Here is a 14,930-nt window from a genome sequence, read left to right as displayed (position 1 = left end):
TCGCAGCCGAAGGGCTCATTCCTCGCGCAGGAAGACCCGTCGCCCGTTGACCCAGGTCGCCGTTACCTGGTGGCCGAAGTCCCAGCCCGTGAACGGGCAGTTCTCGCCTGCCGACTGCATGCCTACCTCGTCGAGACTCCACATCGCGTCCGGGTCGATGAGGGCCAGGTCGGCTCGCTGACCGACGGCCAGTGAGCCGGCGTCGTTGAGGTTGTACAGGGCTGCCGGGTTGCGGGTGACCGCCGACAGGGCCCGCTCGAGGCTGATCTCGCCCTCGTCGGCCAGCTTGAGGACCAGCGGCAGCAGGGATTCCAGGCCCGAGACGCCCGGCTCGGTGGCCGGGAAGGGGGCGAGCTTGGCGTCCGGCTCGTGCGGCTGGTGGTCCGAGACGACCGTGTCGATCACGCCCTCGGCCAGGCCGCGACGCAGGGCATCACGGTCACGGATCGTGCGCAGCGGCGGGATCACGTGGCTGTTGGGGTCCAGGGCGTCGGTGTCCATCTCGGTGAGCCACAGGTGGTGGGCGGTGACGCCGGCGGTGATCGGCAGGCCGTCGGCCCGTGCCCGTTCGACCAGCCGCACCGCCTCGGCCGAGGAGAGCATCGGGATGTGAACCCGGGCCCCGGTCTCGCTGATCATGGCGATCAGTTGCGCCAGCGGGGCGGTCTCGGCCGAGACCGGCAGTCCCGGCAGGCCGAGACGCGTGGCTACGGCACCGTCGTGGGCGCAACCGCGTGCGGCAAGCGACGGGTCGAGTGGTTGGATCAGCACCTGCAGGTCGAAAGTCGCCGCGTACTCCAGCGCCCGGCGCATCAGACGCAGGTCCGCGAACGGGTAATGGGCATTGGACACGGCCACGCAGCCACCCTCGTCGAGGGTGGCCATCTCGGCGAGCAGTTCACCGCCGAGCTGCTGGGTCATCGCACCGATGGCCACCACGCGGGCCCGCCCGGCGAGCTGGGCGCGGCGCTTGATGTAGCGGGCGACGGCCACGGTGTCGAGCACGGGCGAGGTATCGGGCGGCATCACGAGGGTGGTGATGCCGCCGGCCACGGCAGCGGCGCTCTCCGTGGCGATGCTGGCCTTGTGCTCCAGGCCCGGCTCGCGCAGCCGTGCCCAGCCGTCAATCACGCCGGGGATCAGCCAGTGGCCCGAGGCGCAGACGTGTTCGGCATGGTCGCCCGGCCAGTCGCCCGGGGCCTCGCCGATCGCGACGATGCGCCCGTCGGCGAGGTAGAGGTCGTCGACGCGGTCGAGGCCCGAGGCCGGGTCGAGCAGCCGTGCGCCACGGATCACCCAGTGGGCGCAGTCGATGCCCGGGCGGCAGCCTTCCGGGTGGCGCACCGGGTCGTAGTCGATGCCGAGATTACGTGGTGCGTCCTTCATGCTTCCCCCGTGGCACTGGCACTCATGCACAGGCTCATTACCGCCATGCGCACACCGATGCCGTTGGATACCTGTTCCAGGATGACCGACTGCGGCCCGTCGGCGACGGACGACTCGATTTCCACCCCCCGGTTGGCGGGCCCCGGGTGCATCACGATGGCATCCGGTTTCGCCCAGCCGAGCTTCTCCTCGGTCAGGCCGTAGAGCCGGTAGTACTCCTCCTCGCTGGGCAGAAGGCCCGACTCCATGCGCTCGCGCTGCAGGCGCAGCATGATGATCACGTCCACGTCCTTCAGGCCCTCGCGCATGTCGTGGAAGACCCGCACGCCGAGCTTGTCCACGTCAGTGGGGAGCAGGGTGCGCGGGGCGATCACCCGCAGTTCCCCGACGTTGAGCGAGTTGAACACGTGCATCTGCGAGCGGGCGACTCGCGAGTGACGAATATCGCCCACGATCGCGATCCGCAGCGGGGTGAAGTCGCCCTTGTGCCGGCGCACCGTGAAGGCGTCGAGCAGCGCCTGGGTGGGATGCGAGTGCCAGCCGTCGCCGGCATTGAGCACCGAGACATGGGGGGCAACGTGCCGGGCGATGAAGTGGGCCGCGCCCGATTCCTCGTGACGGATGACGAACATGTCCGCCTGCATCGCCTCGATGTTGTGCAGGGTGTCGAGCAGGCTTTCGCCCTTCTTGGTCGCGGACGTGGCCAGGTTGAGATTCAGCACGTCGGCCGACAGGCGCTTGGCGGCGAGTTCGAAGGTAGTGCGCGTACGGGTCGACGCCTCGAAGAACAGGTTGACCACCGTGCGCCCGCGCAGCAGAGGCACTTTCTTGATCTCGCGGTCGGTCACCGAGACAAAGCCTTCGGCGGTGTCGAGAATGCGCGTGATCCATTCCGGGCCCAGGCCCTCGATGGTGAGAAGGTGCCGCAGGCGCCCCTGGTCGTCGAACTGGATTGCCCAGGGATCGGGAGCGAATTTCGGGATCTTCGGTCGAACGAACTTGACGGCCATGGTGTTCAGCTCTCCTGGGCTTCCTTGCTCGTGACGATGCGGGCGGTCATCGGGTCGGGGCCATCCACGTGGATCTGCTCGTCGTCGCCGAGCTCGAGTTCCTGGCCGATCCAGTCCGCGCAGACGGGCAGCTCCCGGCCATTGCGCTGGTAGAGGACCGCCAGGGCGATCCGGCGCGGGCGTCCGTAGTCGAACAGCTCGTTCATCGCCGCGCGCACCGTGCGTCCGGTGAACAGCACGTCATCGACGAGGATGATATCGCGATCCTCCACGGCGAACGGCAGATCGGAGGGGCTCACCTGCGGATGCAGGCCTAGCGTATTGAAATCATCACGATAGAAGGTGATGTTCAGACGGCCCAGCGGGTCACGGCAGTCCAGTGCCCGGTGCAGGGCGTCGGCGACCCAGACGCCGCCGGTATGGATGCCGACGATGAGCGGGTTGTCCAGTTCGCCCCGGTCCAGCGAGGCGCGGATCTGCGTCTCCAGGTACTCGATCGCGGTGTTCGCCGGCTGCAGGCGGTCGGTCTGTGTCATTCCGAGGGCGTCTCGCGGTTTCTGTGGTTAAGGGCCCTTCCGGCCCGGTCAGGCCGCATTCTAGCAGTCGAGGGCGGCACCACGGAGCGGTTCGTGCCGCCGAAAGTCGTGCCCCGCCGTTCACCTGCCTACGAGGTTCTCCATTACCTCGCTGCGGGGCACCGTCTCGATCGAGCGGGCGTCGGGTTGCTCCAGGAACGTGTCGAGGATGACCGCCGCCGCCATGGCGTCGAGCCGGCCCTTGTCGCGGTCGATCGCCCGGCGACCGAGACGCTCGGCGGCCTGCTCGGAGCTCAGCCGCTCGTCGACGACGAATACCGGCCGACCCGTCCGTTCGCGGAGCCGGTTGCCGAAGCGGCGGATGGCCGCGGCGATCGGGTAGCACCGTCCCGCGTCGTCGATGGGCCAGCCGAGCACCAGGGCGTCGGGCTGCCAGTCCTCGACCAGCGCCTCTACGGCTTGCCAATCGATCTGGTCGGCATTTCGGTTGTGCAGGGTAGTCAGCGGCCGACCGTTGCCGATGCGCCGGTCGCCGACGGCCACGCCGATGCGCCATTCGCCATAGTCGAAGCCGAGCACGCGTTCGACGCTTGCCGCCGGCCCGGTCATCAGGCGTGTCCGGCCTCGCCGGAGAGCAGGTTGATGTCGATCCCCAGTTGCCGTGCCGCCGTGGTCCAGCGCTCCTCGACCGGTTGCTCGAACAGGATTTCCTCGGTGGCCTCGACGTTCAGCCAGCTGTTCTCGGCCATCTCGCTGTCCATCTGCTCGCGGCTCCAGCCGGAGTAGCCCAGCGCGACGATCACCCGCGAGGGGCCCGCGCCATCGGCCAGTGCCTGCAGGATGTCCTTGGAGGTGGTCAGGCCGATGCGGTCGGTGACCTCGAGGGTCGAGTCCCAGCCACCGTGGGGAGCATGCAGCACGAAGCCGCGCTCGAGGTCGATCGGCCCGCCCATGAACACGGGTCGGGCCCGGACCTCGGGATCGGTGCAGGTGATCTTCATGTGGTCGAAGATGTCGCCGAGGTTCAGATCGAGCGGCCGGTTGACAGTGATGCCCATGACCCCGTCGTCGTTGTCCTCGCAGACGTAGGTCACGCTGTGGCTGAAGTTCGGGTCCTCCAGCGTGGGCATGGCGATGAGCAACTGGTTTGTCAGGTTGGTGCGTTCTTCTTGCATGATGTTCCGAGTATTGGTGTCTTTCGCCCCGGTCTCAAGGACCCCCGGTTTGAATGAGGGTGCAGGGGCCGAGCCGAGGCCACGGCGTGAGGTCGCAGGAGCCGGGGGTTTCGGCTCAGCGAGTCCCGCCGCGCTTGCCGCCTGTGCCGCGTTCGGGCCGGTTGCGCGATTTGCGGGACCGGATTGTGGTGTCGCGCTTGAGTGAATGGACCTCCGGGCCCTTGCCGTCGCGACGGGAGGGGCGCTTTTGGGCCGCCCGGGCCGGCTTGCCGGCCTTGAAGGGCTTGTGCGCCCGGCGCGCGTCGTGTCGCCCGAGGGTCTTGTGGCGAGTTTCCGGTTTGAGCCCCACCAGCTCGGCCAGTGCGCCTTCGGTCTCGGGCGGAAGTTCCTGGATCTTGCCGGGCCGCAGGCGCGGCGGCAGCGTCACGCCGGCGTAGCTGATCCGGATCAGGCGGGAGACTTGCCCCCCGACCGCCTCGATCATGCGCCGGACCTCGCGGTTTCGCCCCTCGTGCAGGGTGACGTGGTACCAGTGGTTTGCCCCCTGGCCGCCGGCATCGGCGAGTCGCGTGAAACTTGCCTGGCCGTCCTCGAGTTCCACGCCCTCGATCAGCCGGTTCTGCTGTTCGTCGTCGAGCCCGCCCAGCACGCGCACGGCGTAGGTACGCTCGATCTGGTAGCTCGGATGCATCAGGCGGTTGGCCAGTTCACCGTCGTTGGTGACCAGCAACAGGCCGCTGGTGTTGAAGTCCAGGCGCCCGACGGTGATCCAGCGGCCTTCCGTGATCGGCGGGAGATTCTCGGCGACGGTCGGCCGGCCTTCGGGGTCGTGGTTGGCGGTGATCTGCCCCTCGGGCTTGTGGTAGATCAGCACGCGGCGAACCGGTCGCACGTCGGGGACCACGACCCGCTTGCCGTCCACCTCGATGGCATCGCCGGGACCTGCCTGGTCGCCCAGCGAGGCGGTCTGGCCGTTGACCCGAACCCGCCCTTCGCTGATCCAGCCTTCGATCCGCCGCCGGGAACCGAGTCCCATGGCGGCCAGAACCTTCTGCAAGCGCTGTTTTTCCATGGGAAAGCCTCTCGTCTCGGTCATGCGGGGCAAGGTGTCGCGCGGACAACCGGGACCCCGTCGGAAATGGGGCGACATTCTAACAGCCCGGCCGGGTTCTGGCGTTCGGGATGAGGAATCCCCGCGCCTGACATGAGGCCGCGACGGCCCCGAGGGGCTCCGGGATGGAATCCGGTAGCGATTGCACCTAACCTGAAGGTCACGGCAGCTGTCTGCGCCCGTCGGCGAAGGCCTGCCCGACCACCCCCCCTGAGTGCAGCGAACCATGCCGGCGAGCGGACCGCAGAGCAGCAACACGGAACGACCCTCCCGCGCTCTCCCCGAGGACGAGCGTTCGGGACACGCGCCGACCCTTGAGCTCGAGCGTGTCGAGGGGGCTATTCCGGCCATCCGTGTGGCGGGGCGGTGGACGCTCCAAGCGCTTCCCGACTCGGGTGACTGGCTCGAGCAGCCTGCTCAGCGGCTGCCCGCCTTGGGCGGGGAAGGTACGGCCGTCCGCCTGGTCGGATCGCCCGAGGAGATGGACAGTGCCGGGGCCTTGGTGATCGCGCGGCTGGTCGACGGACTCGAGACGGAGGGGCGCGAAGTCGATATCGACTCCCTCCCCGATGAGCAGGTTCGGCTGATTCGCCTGGTGCGCGAGAAACTGCCCCCGCGGGACCGATCCGCGCCCCATCGGGATGGGTGGCTTGCGGCGATCGGACGCGGGACAGTGGGCAAGCTCGTGGAGACGAACGCCTTTCTCGCATTCATCGGGGAACTGGCCGTGCGCGGTGGGCGAGTGCTGTTCTTGCCGTGGCGCGTTCGTTGGCGCGAGGTGATCGCCGAAATCGAGGCCGCCGGTCTGCGGGCGCTGGGCATCGTCGGCCTGCTGTCGTTCCTGATCGGCATGGTGATGGCCTATCAGGGTGGGGCGGCCCTGTCTGAATACGGGGCCAACGTGTTGATCGTCGACCTGGTGTCGATCATCACGCTCCGCGAGATGGGGCCCCTGCTGGCGGCGATTATCGTCGCTGGGCGGACCGGCTCGTCGTACACGGCGCAACTCGGCACCATGCGGATTACCGAGGAAATCGACGCGCTCCGCGCGATCGGCATTTCGCCGTTCGACATGCTGATCCTGCCCAAGGTGATAGCGCTGGTGGTGGTAATGCCGTTGCTGACCGTGTTCGCCAATCTCCTCGGGTTGCTGGGCGGGGCGGTTGTCGCGGCCTATCGTTTCGATATCGGTTTCACGGTCTACATGGACCGGGTTCCCGAGGTGGTCGACCTGACTACACTGATGTTGGGTCTGGTCAAGACGCCGGTATTCGCCGTCGTGATCGCGCTAATCGGCTGCATGCAGGGCATGCGCGTGTCAGGGAGCGCGTTGGCGGTCGGCCGGGCGACGACGGTCAGCGTGGTGCAGGCCATCTTCCTGGTGATCGTCATCGACGCGCTTTTCTCCGTGCTGTTCAACCTCATGGGCTACTAGGGAGGCGGTCGTGAACGAGACAGAAAAATCAGCCTCCCGCGAAGGCCCGATTGTCCGACTGACGGGCATACGCAACTGTTTCGGGAAGACCTGCGTGCATGAGGACCTGGATCTCGAGATACCGGCCGGTCGCATCGTTGCGCTCGTCGGTGGGTCGGGCAGCGGCAAGACCGTGCTGCTGCGCACCCTGAGCCTGCTGCGCGAACCGAATGCCGGGCGGGTGGAGTTGTTCGGCAGGGATGTCAGCGACATGGGAGAGGAGGCCCGCCGCCGCCTGCGTCGCCGCATCGGCCTGCTGTTCCAGGGTGGGGCGCTGTTCACGGCACTGACGGTGTTGGAGAACGTCATGCTCCCGATCCGCGAGCACACCCGCATTTGCGGAACGTGGCTCGAGGATTTGGCCATGAGCAAGGTGCTGCTGGCCGGTCTGCCGGCCGATGCCGCCGGCAAGTACCCCGTCGAGTTGTCCGGCGGCATGGTCAAGCGCGCGGCACTGGCACGGGCGCTGGCCCTCGATCCGCGGCTTCTGGTGCTCGATGAGCCGACCTCCGGGCTGGACCCCATCTCGGCGGCCGCTTTCGATCAACTGATCCGGGAGCTGAGTGACTCGCTCGGGCTGACGGTCCTGCAGGCGACCCACGATCTCGATTCGATCTGGCGGGGTTCCGACCTGGTCGCATTCCTCGCCCGCAAGCGCGTGCTGGCGTTCGAGCCCGCCGCGGCGCTCGCCCGACGTGACGAACCGGAGCTTCAGGCCTATTTTCGTGGGGAGCGCTCCGAGAGCTACGCAAAACTGGCCGAGAGCTCGAGATAGGTCAATACGGGAAACATATGGAATCCAGGATCAATTACAGCGTCGTCGGCCTGTTCGTGCTGATCCTCTTCGCCGCCGGCCTGGTGACCGCGTGGTGGTTGTACACGGGCGGATCGGCCCGGCAGTACACGCCCTACGTCGTGTACGCCACGGACAGCGTGACCGGGTTGAACAGCAACAGCAACGTCTACTACAACGGCGTGGATGTCGGTTACGTCGACGCAATCCGTATCGATCGCGAGAATCCCGAGAAGATCCGCATCGACGTGATGATCGAGTCGACGGTGCCGATCCGTAGCGATACCACCGCACGACTGCAGTTGCAGGGGGTCACCGGCCTGAGTGTGCTGAACCTCAAGGGTGGGGCGGTGGGGGAGCGCCTGAAGGCGGCCGAGGGGCAGTGCTGCCCCGAGATCCCCTATGAACCGTCCCTGTTTTCCAAGCTGGAAGGCGGCATCAACGAAGCGATGGTGCAGGTGGTGAACATCAGTGAGCGGTTCGACCGGGTCTTCTCCGAGGAGAACCTCGTGGCACTGGAGCAGACCCTGACCAACCTCAACCAGCTATCGACTGCACTGGCCGAGGAAAGGGAGCAATTGCAGGCGCTGGTCCGCAATGCCTCGCGAACGGCCGAGAACACCGCCGAGATGACCGCCGGAGGCGCCGAACTCGTCTCCCGGGCACAATCGACGCTCGATGCTCTCGACCGGGCGATCATCCGGGTCTCCGGCACCATGGACACGTTCGAGGCAGCCGCCGATGATGTCGCCCAGGCGACCGAGGCGACCGTGCGCTTCAGCTCGGCGGGTGAGCAGGCGGCGGAGGAGATCTCGCGCCAGACACTGCCCGACATCAGCCTTTTGATCCGGGACGTGCGCGAGCTCTCGCGCCGACTGTCGGCATTCACCTCGACGCTGGACGAAGACCCTTCTCGCGTGTTCTTCGGCGGCACCGAACGTCCTCCCGGGCCGGGAGAGGAACGCTGAAACGAAATGATGAGTCATGATGTGAATACTGTTGCCCAACCTTCTGTTCCCACACGGAATTCGGTCCGGTTCGTTGGCGGATCGGCGCTGATCCTGGTCGGGGCCGTCATGGCGGGTTGTGCCTCCCTGCCGGAGCGCGGCCAGGAGCCGGGACAGTGGCGTTTCCTGCCTGCCGGTGAAACGAGCGCGCCGCTTGCCGACGACCGTCGCGTGGTGCTGCGCCTGGTCGAGACGCGAGCTGCCAGCGGCATCGACCGCCGCGACATGGCCTACAGCACCGATCAGCAGTCGATCGCGTACTACCGGGACAACCGCTGGGCTGCTTCGCCGGCCGTGATGCTCAACGAGGTCATAGACGAGACGCTTACCGCCCAGCCATGGGTGCGCGGGGTGGTCCGGGGCGGGGCACGAGTGCCCGCCGATCTGGGCCTGTATTGCGAGATCAACCGTCTCGAACACGTCATCGAGGCAGACGCGGGGCGGGTGGAAGTGAGGGTGGCCTGCAGTTGGTCGCGCGCGGCCGAGCGGGTACTGGTCCACTCGATGGTGTTCAACGAGCAGGTCGAAATCGATCAAAACGATGCAGCACACTATGCACGGGGGACGCAGGAACTCGTGAACGTTCTGCTTGCCCAGCTCGTTCGGGACGGGCGCGAGCTGGCGGCCCGCGCGATCTCGTCGAAGGGTGCCATACCCGACTGATCCTCCACTGGAGAAGGGGTGTCCCGTCGAATCGAGACAGTTGACCGGCTGGATTTCGGGCCGGGACGCGCCTCCAGCCAGATTGCTTGGCGATCCGGGCTTTTCCGTCAGTACCCATGAGCAAAAGAAAAGCGGCCACCTGGAGACAGGTGGCCGCTCTTTTCTTGTGATGCTACGGAGCGATCCGCGTCAGGCGGCGTTATCGGCCTTGCGTGCCCGCTTCTCGGCCTTGATCTGCTGATCGAGCTGCCAGAAGTAGTACATGATCGGGATCACCAGCAGCGTCAGCATCGTGGAGGCGAAGGTACCGAAGATCAGCGAGACGGCCAGGCCGCCGAAAACCGGATCGGTAAGCATGATCGCCGAGCCAAACATGATCGCCAGGGCGGTCAGCAGGATCGGACGGAACCGCACGGCACCGGCTTCGAGCACCGATTCCATCAGGCCGTAACCTTCCTTCCGGTAATCGAGGATGAAGTCGATCAGCAGCAGCGAGTTGCGCACCACGATCCCCGCCAGTGCGATGAAGCCGATCATCGACGTGGCGTTGAAGGGCATGTCGAACAGCCAGTGGCCCGGGAAGATCCCGACCAGGGTGAGCGGGATCGCACCCATCACGATCACCGGAAGCATGAACGACTGGTAGTAGGCGACCAGCAGCAGGTAGATGAACACCAGTGCGACGATGAACGCGGCGCCAAGGTCGCGGAACACGTCCAGCGTCAGGCGCATGTCGCCACCCCAGAGGACCTGGTAGCCCTCCAGGTCGTCCGGCTGGGTATCGACGAAGCCGAGATTGCCGGTGCTGATCTCGACGTTGTTCGCCAGCTCCATCTCGTTGAGCCACTTGTTTAGCGTCAGCGTGGCATAGACCGGGCTGGAGCCGAGCAGGTCGCCCTGGACGAACACTACCGGATGCTGATCCCGGTCCATGATCGGCTTGGTGACGTTGCCCTCGCGGATGTCGACCAGGTTCCCGATCTTGACCGCCGTTCCCTGCTGGTTGGTAACCGTCAGGTCGCGGATCTGGCGAATCCAGGCGCGGTTGGCCTGATCCAGACGCAGCACGATGTTGACCGGCTCCGAGGTGTCGGTGCCGTGCACCGTTCCCAGTGTCTGCCCGTTGACGTATTCGTGCACGACCTTGGCGATCTGCGCCGGTGCCACCCCCGACTGCAGCGCCTTTGTCTGGTTCACCTCGATCCGGTATTCCGGGGCGTCCGAGGTGACCGTGTCGTCGATGTTGATCATGCCGTAGACGTCGCCGAAGCGCTCCTTCACCTGACCGGCGATCTCGCGCAGCGTCTCGTAGTCCGGGCCGTGGATGCGGGCGAGCACCTGGGCGCGGACCGGTGGTCCCGGAGGCGTCAGGAAGAGCTTGATGCGCGAGTCCGCGAACTGCTCGCGAACCGAGCCGAGTTGCTCCCAGGCCTCGAGTGCCACGTCACTGGTGTTCGGCCGATGGTGCCGATCGATGAGGTTGACGCGGATCTGGGCCATGTTGGGTGCCTGGCGCATCATGTCGCCCCGGACCATGCCGGCGAAGGTGAGCGGTCCGGTCCGGCCGACGTAGGTCTGGTAGTCGGTCACGTACTCGTTCCGGGCCAGTACCGCGCCGACGGCGTCGGCCACGATGGCCGTGCGCTCGGTGGCGGTCCCCTCGGGCGTGTTGACCTCGAGCAGGAAGGTATCCACGTTGCCCTCGGGCAGCATCTTGAGGCTCACCCCGCCCGGGGAGAGCGGCCCGTTCATGCCGGAGTCGCGGACGAACTGCCACGCCGGCATCAGCATCGAGGCGATCATCAGTCCGAGGACGAAGAGCAGGAACACCAATGAAAGCCCTCGGGAGCCCAGCAGTGGCCTGGTGATGCGCTTGTAGTTGCGCATCAGCCAGTCCTCGTGGTTCGGGTCGCCCTCGAGCGTTTCGCGGTGGGCGAGCGCCTTGCGCGCCTTGGCTCCCAGCCATCGGTAGGCGGTCCACGGCACGATGATGTAGGCCAGGATCAGCGAGGCGATCATGGCCACCGACACGTTGATCGGGATCGGCAGCATGAACGGGCCCATCATCCCCGAGACGAAGGCCATCGGAACGAAGGCCAGGATGACCGCCAGCGTGGCGATGTTGGTCGGATTGCCGACCTCGTTTGTCGCGCGGACCAGCAGGTCGGAGAAGGAGGGATTCTTGCCCTCGTGCAGGTGCCGGTGGATGTTCTCGATCACGACGATCGCCGCGTCGACCAGCAGGCCCAGCGAAAGGATCAGGCCGAACAGGGAGATACGGTTGATCGTCTGGCCCGTGATCCAGCCCACGCCCAGCACCACGAACAGCGTCAGCGGAACGGTCAGGGTGACGATCAGCGCCTCCCGCCAGCCGAGGAAGAAGAACAGGATGATCAGCACCACGAGCACGGCGACGCCGAGATGCTCGATCAACGTGTTGACCGCGTCATCGGCCCGATCGCCGTAGTCGCGGGTGATGCTCATCTCGACCTGCTCGGGCAGAAGCTCGCGCTCGATGATCGCAAGTTTTTCCTTCACGGCCCCGGCCACGTTGACCGCGTTGGCGCCCGCCCGCTTGCCGATGGTGACCGTCACCGCGGCCTTGGGGTCCCCGGCCGGCTTGCCGGCGGCGTTGCCCGGTCCGAAGGCGTGGGTGGTGATCTGGTCGTTTTCCTCCGGTGCGTACCGAATCGAGGCGACCTGATCGAGGTAGATGGGCCGCTGTTCGTGCTGGCCGATTACCAGTTTCTCCAGGTCCCCGGGCCCCTTGAAGGCAGCGTCGGTTCGCAGTCGGAACTGTCGGTTGTCATGGGTGATTGCGCCGCCGGGCAGGACGACGTTGGCGCCCTCGAGCATCTGACTCAACTGCGTCATCGACACGCCGGTGGCGGCCAGCCGCTGCGGATCGACGTTGACCGCGAGAATGCGCTTGTGACCGCCGATCACCTCGCTGGTGCCCACCTCGGGGACGTTCTGCAACTGTTCGAGCAGGCGCTGGCCGACCTCGCGCAGTTCGGTGCTGTCGAGTGCGTCGGAGCTCAGCGTGACCGACATGATCGGCACGTCGGTGATGCCGATGCTCTTGACCATCGGCATGCTGGTGTTCGGGGGCAGTCGGTCGATGTTGCGCGAGATCTCGTTGTAGAGCAGCAGCAGACTGTCTTCCTCGTTGCTGCCCACCTCGAACTGGACCGTCACCATGCCCACGTCATCCATGGCCACGCCGTAGGTGTGGTCCACGCCCTTCAGCCGCGCCATCAGGGCCTCGAGCGGCTTGACCACCTGGTCCTCGATCTGCGCCGCGGAATTTCCCGGCCGCTGGACGAAGATCTGCGCACCGGGCACCACGATCTCGGGGTTGTACAGCCGCGGGGTGATCAGCACCGCCATGAGCCCGAACAGGGTCAGGGCGATCATGATCAGGGCGGTGATCTTGGAGTAGAGGAACCCGCCGGCTAGCTTGCCGGCCAGGTTGAGCTTCGGCTTGTCCTGTTCCTGCGACTTGCTCATGAGGCTGCGTTACCTGCCTTGACTACCGTCACGCCGTTGGCCAGGTGTCCCTGGGCGGAGGTGATTACCCGGTCACCGTTCTCTAGGCCGCCGAGCACGACGACCTGGTCGCCGCGCTCCTGGCCCAGGCGAACCACGCGGAAGCGGGCCTGGTCCTCGTCGTCGAGGACGAACACGCCGGTCATGCCGGCACGATCATGTAGGGCGTCCGCCGGGATGATCACCGCCGGCTTCTGGTCGAGCACGATGTTGACGGTGACGAAGTTGCCCGGGGTGAGTTCGAGGTCCGCCGGTACGCTGATCTTCACCGTGTGGGTGCGGGTGATCGGATTGGCCGCGCTTACCAGGCGGAGCACCTCTCCACGGAACGTCGCCGGGCTGCCGTCGGCGCGGCGGTAACCGATCTCGATCTCGTCACCCTCGTCGAGGGTGGCGTAGGCCTGGTCGTCCACCTCGACCTGCACTTCGCGGTCGCCGGATCCCTGCAGCATCAGCAGGGGCTGGCCCGGGGTGGCGAGCTGGCCCGGGTCGACCATGCGCTGGACGATGGTGCCGTCGAACGGCGCCTGGATCTGCGCGTAGGCGACCTGCGAGCGAGCCTGCTCGACCGCGGCCTGGGCGGCCTGGAAGTCGCCCTGGGCCACTTCGTAGGCGGTCTGCATCTGCTCGAACTGCTGCTTGGGGACCGCGTTCTCGGCGTAGAGACGCTCGAAACGCTCGAAGTTGGAACGGGCGTTGGCCAGTCCCGAGCGGGCCTTGGCCAGCGCCGCCTCGGCCTGATGGATCTGGCTGTCGACGTCGCTCTGATCGATGGTCAGCAGGACCTGGTCCTTTTCGACCTGTTGTCCCTCGCGCACGTCGATCGAACGGATGTAACCCATCATGCGCGAGGCGATCGGCGACTGGTCACTGGCGATCACGCTACCGGGGAAGAGGGCGGTATCGTCCACCTGGCTCGTGTCCACGGTCAGCCAGTCGCCCTGTATCTCGACGCCGGCGTTGGCCGGCGGCTGCTGTTCGACGTCGTCGCCCCCGCAGCCAGCCAGCCCCAGTCCGAGGACCAGTCCGGGGACAAGCAGGACTCGGCTGAAGGCACGAGGGAATGTCCGGTTGGGCTCGTGTTTCGTCATCAGATGGATCTCGTCTCGATGTTTCGTGAAATGCCGCCCCGTCTGGGGCGACCGATCAATCGGTGGTCGACGCGGTCGTCAGGGCCGCAGCGACAGCGTTGCCGGGTTCGTTTGTCACCCGATCGGGCGCCAGCTCGCCCATGGCCAGCCAGAGAGCGGCGCGCTGCATGGTGCGCTGGAAGTGCGCCTTGATGAGCTCGGCGCGGGCGTTGTCGAGTTCGGTCTGCGTGGCGAGCAACTCGGTCATGGTGGCCAGGCCCTGCTGATAGCGCAGCTTCTCGAGGCGGACGGCTTCCTCGCTCTGCCGGATGGCCATCTGGCGCACCTCGACTCGTTTTTCCGCCATGTCGGCGGCGCGCCAGACCTCGCCGACCTGGCCGAGGAGCTGGTTGAGCGCCTGCTGGCGTTCGGCAAGGCTCGCGTTGACCTTCGCCTGCGCCCGGTCGACCTGGCCCGAACGGGCGCCGAAATCCAGCACCCGCCAGGTGAGCACGCCACCGACGGTGTAGCTGTCATTGCGCAGGCCCAGCGAGTCGTCATTGAAGTCCTGCTGGGCCATCAGGTTGAAATGCGGCTTGTATTCGGCACGTGCGACGTCGACCTCGGCACGTGCCGCGTCGATCCGCCCGCGGAGCGCCAGGATGCGGGGGTTCTTCGCCATCGCCATGTTGCGTGCCTGGGCCAGGTCGGTTTCGGGCAGGGAGACGTCGATGGATTCGGGCAGCGCGATCGCGCGGCCAGTGTCGATCCCTGCCAGTACCTTGAGGCCGTCGGCGGCGTTGTCCGCCTGGTTGCGCGCGGCCTCCGTGTCCAGTTCCCGCTCGCCGAGGTTCACCTCGGCCTTGAGCAGGTCGGCCTTGGTCACCACGCCCTCGTTGTAAAGCTTCTCGGAGAGATCGCGATAGGAGGCGGCCGCTTCGCGTGCCTGATGGGCGACCTCGACGAATGCCTCCGCGGTATTGATGCCGGCATAGGCCTCGATGGTGTGCAAGACCAGCTGCTGGCGGGCCGCCTCGTCGCCAGCCTCGGCGGCCTGCAACAGGGCCTGGGCCTGCGTGCGCATCTCGCGGATCTTGCCGCCGTTGTAGATCGGCACCTGAAGCTTCAGGGAGGTCTGGAAGTTTTGATGCCAGCC

The 14,930-nt window shown here is 66.5% G+C and carries 13 protein-coding genes; 4 read left to right on the top strand and 9 right to left on the bottom strand.

Features of this window, described 5'->3' with window-relative positions; genetic code table 11:
- Positions 1-15: 15 nt before the first annotated feature.
- From ACESL5_RS00390 to rluB, 6 genes are all read right to left on the bottom strand, one after another.
- On the bottom strand, positions 16-1,386 hold the full coding sequence (locus ACESL5_RS00390; protein WP_372590796.1) for a dihydroorotase: 1,371 nt from the start codon (positions 1,384-1,386) through the stop codon (positions 16-18).
- A complete protein-coding gene (locus tag ACESL5_RS00385) occupies positions 1,383-2,396 on the bottom strand; it encodes an aspartate carbamoyltransferase catalytic subunit (RefSeq protein ID WP_372590795.1) in 1,014 nt (337 codons plus the stop codon). Before ACESL5_RS00385 ends, ACESL5_RS00390 begins: the two co-directional genes overlap by 4 nt.
- Before the next feature lie 5 nt (positions 2,397-2,401).
- Positions 2,402-2,932, bottom strand: coding sequence for a bifunctional pyr operon transcriptional regulator/uracil phosphoribosyltransferase PyrR (gene pyrR, locus ACESL5_RS00380; RefSeq protein WP_372590794.1), 531 nt, complete (start codon positions 2,930-2,932; stop codon positions 2,402-2,404).
- Positions 2,933-3,052: 120 nt separating this feature from the next.
- Entirely contained in the window at positions 3,053-3,541 is a 489-nt protein-coding gene (gene ruvX / locus ACESL5_RS00375) for a Holliday junction resolvase RuvX (protein WP_372590793.1), read from the bottom strand.
- Positions 3,541-4,107, bottom strand: coding sequence for a YqgE/AlgH family protein (locus ACESL5_RS00370; protein ID WP_372590792.1), 567 nt, complete (start codon positions 4,105-4,107; stop codon positions 3,541-3,543). The genes ruvX and ACESL5_RS00370 overlap by 1 nt, the downstream gene beginning before the upstream one ends.
- Before the next feature lie 115 nt (positions 4,108-4,222).
- Positions 4,223-5,203, bottom strand: coding sequence for a 23S rRNA pseudouridine(2605) synthase RluB (rluB, locus tag ACESL5_RS00365; protein WP_372590791.1), 981 nt, complete (start codon positions 5,201-5,203; stop codon positions 4,223-4,225).
- Between the two features lie 241 nt (positions 5,204-5,444).
- On the opposite strand from rluB, the gene ACESL5_RS00360 reads away from it, so the two are divergent.
- The 4 genes from ACESL5_RS00360 to ACESL5_RS00345 all read left to right on the top strand — a co-directional run bounded on the left by ACESL5_RS00360 (position 5,445) and on the right by ACESL5_RS00345 (position 9,155).
- On the top strand, positions 5,445-6,653 hold the full coding sequence (locus ACESL5_RS00360; RefSeq protein ID WP_372590790.1) for an MlaE family ABC transporter permease: 1,209 nt from the start codon (positions 5,445-5,447) through the stop codon (positions 6,651-6,653).
- 94 nt (positions 6,654-6,747) lie between these two features.
- Positions 6,748-7,467, top strand: a complete 720-nt coding sequence (locus ACESL5_RS00355; protein ID WP_372590789.1) for an ABC transporter ATP-binding protein — start codon at positions 6,748-6,750, stop codon at positions 7,465-7,467.
- A 17-nt stretch (positions 7,468-7,484) separates the two neighbouring features.
- Positions 7,485-8,453, top strand: a complete 969-nt coding sequence (locus ACESL5_RS00350; protein WP_372590788.1) for an MlaD family protein — start codon at positions 7,485-7,487, stop codon at positions 8,451-8,453.
- A 108-nt stretch (positions 8,454-8,561) separates the two neighbouring features.
- Positions 8,562-9,155, top strand: a complete 594-nt coding sequence (locus ACESL5_RS00345) for an ABC-type transport auxiliary lipoprotein family protein (RefSeq protein WP_372590787.1) — start codon at positions 8,562-8,564, stop codon at positions 9,153-9,155.
- A gap of 189 nt (positions 9,156-9,344) precedes the next feature.
- Here ACESL5_RS00345 and ACESL5_RS00340 read toward each other — a convergent pair whose 3' ends face one another.
- From ACESL5_RS00340 to ACESL5_RS00330, 3 genes are all read right to left on the bottom strand, one after another.
- On the bottom strand, positions 9,345-12,665 hold the full coding sequence (locus ACESL5_RS00340) for an efflux RND transporter permease subunit (RefSeq protein WP_372590786.1): 3,321 nt from the start codon (positions 12,663-12,665) through the stop codon (positions 9,345-9,347).
- Positions 12,662-13,795: an efflux RND transporter periplasmic adaptor subunit gene (locus tag ACESL5_RS00335; protein ID WP_372590785.1), complete on the bottom strand. Its 1,134-nt coding sequence runs from the start codon at positions 13,793-13,795 to the stop codon at positions 12,662-12,664. The genes ACESL5_RS00340 and ACESL5_RS00335 overlap by 4 nt, the downstream gene beginning before the upstream one ends.
- A gap of 55 nt (positions 13,796-13,850) precedes the next feature.
- On the bottom strand, positions 13,851-14,930 hold a 1,080-nt coding region (locus ACESL5_RS00330; protein ID WP_372590784.1), incomplete at its 5' end, for a TolC family protein.

The organism is Guyparkeria sp., from assembly GCF_041687595.1.
GTDB lineage: Bacteria > Pseudomonadota > Gammaproteobacteria > Halothiobacillales > Halothiobacillaceae > Guyparkeria.
The sequence above is the reverse complement of the archived record's forward strand: the minus strand, read 5'-3'. Positions and strand labels throughout refer to the sequence as shown.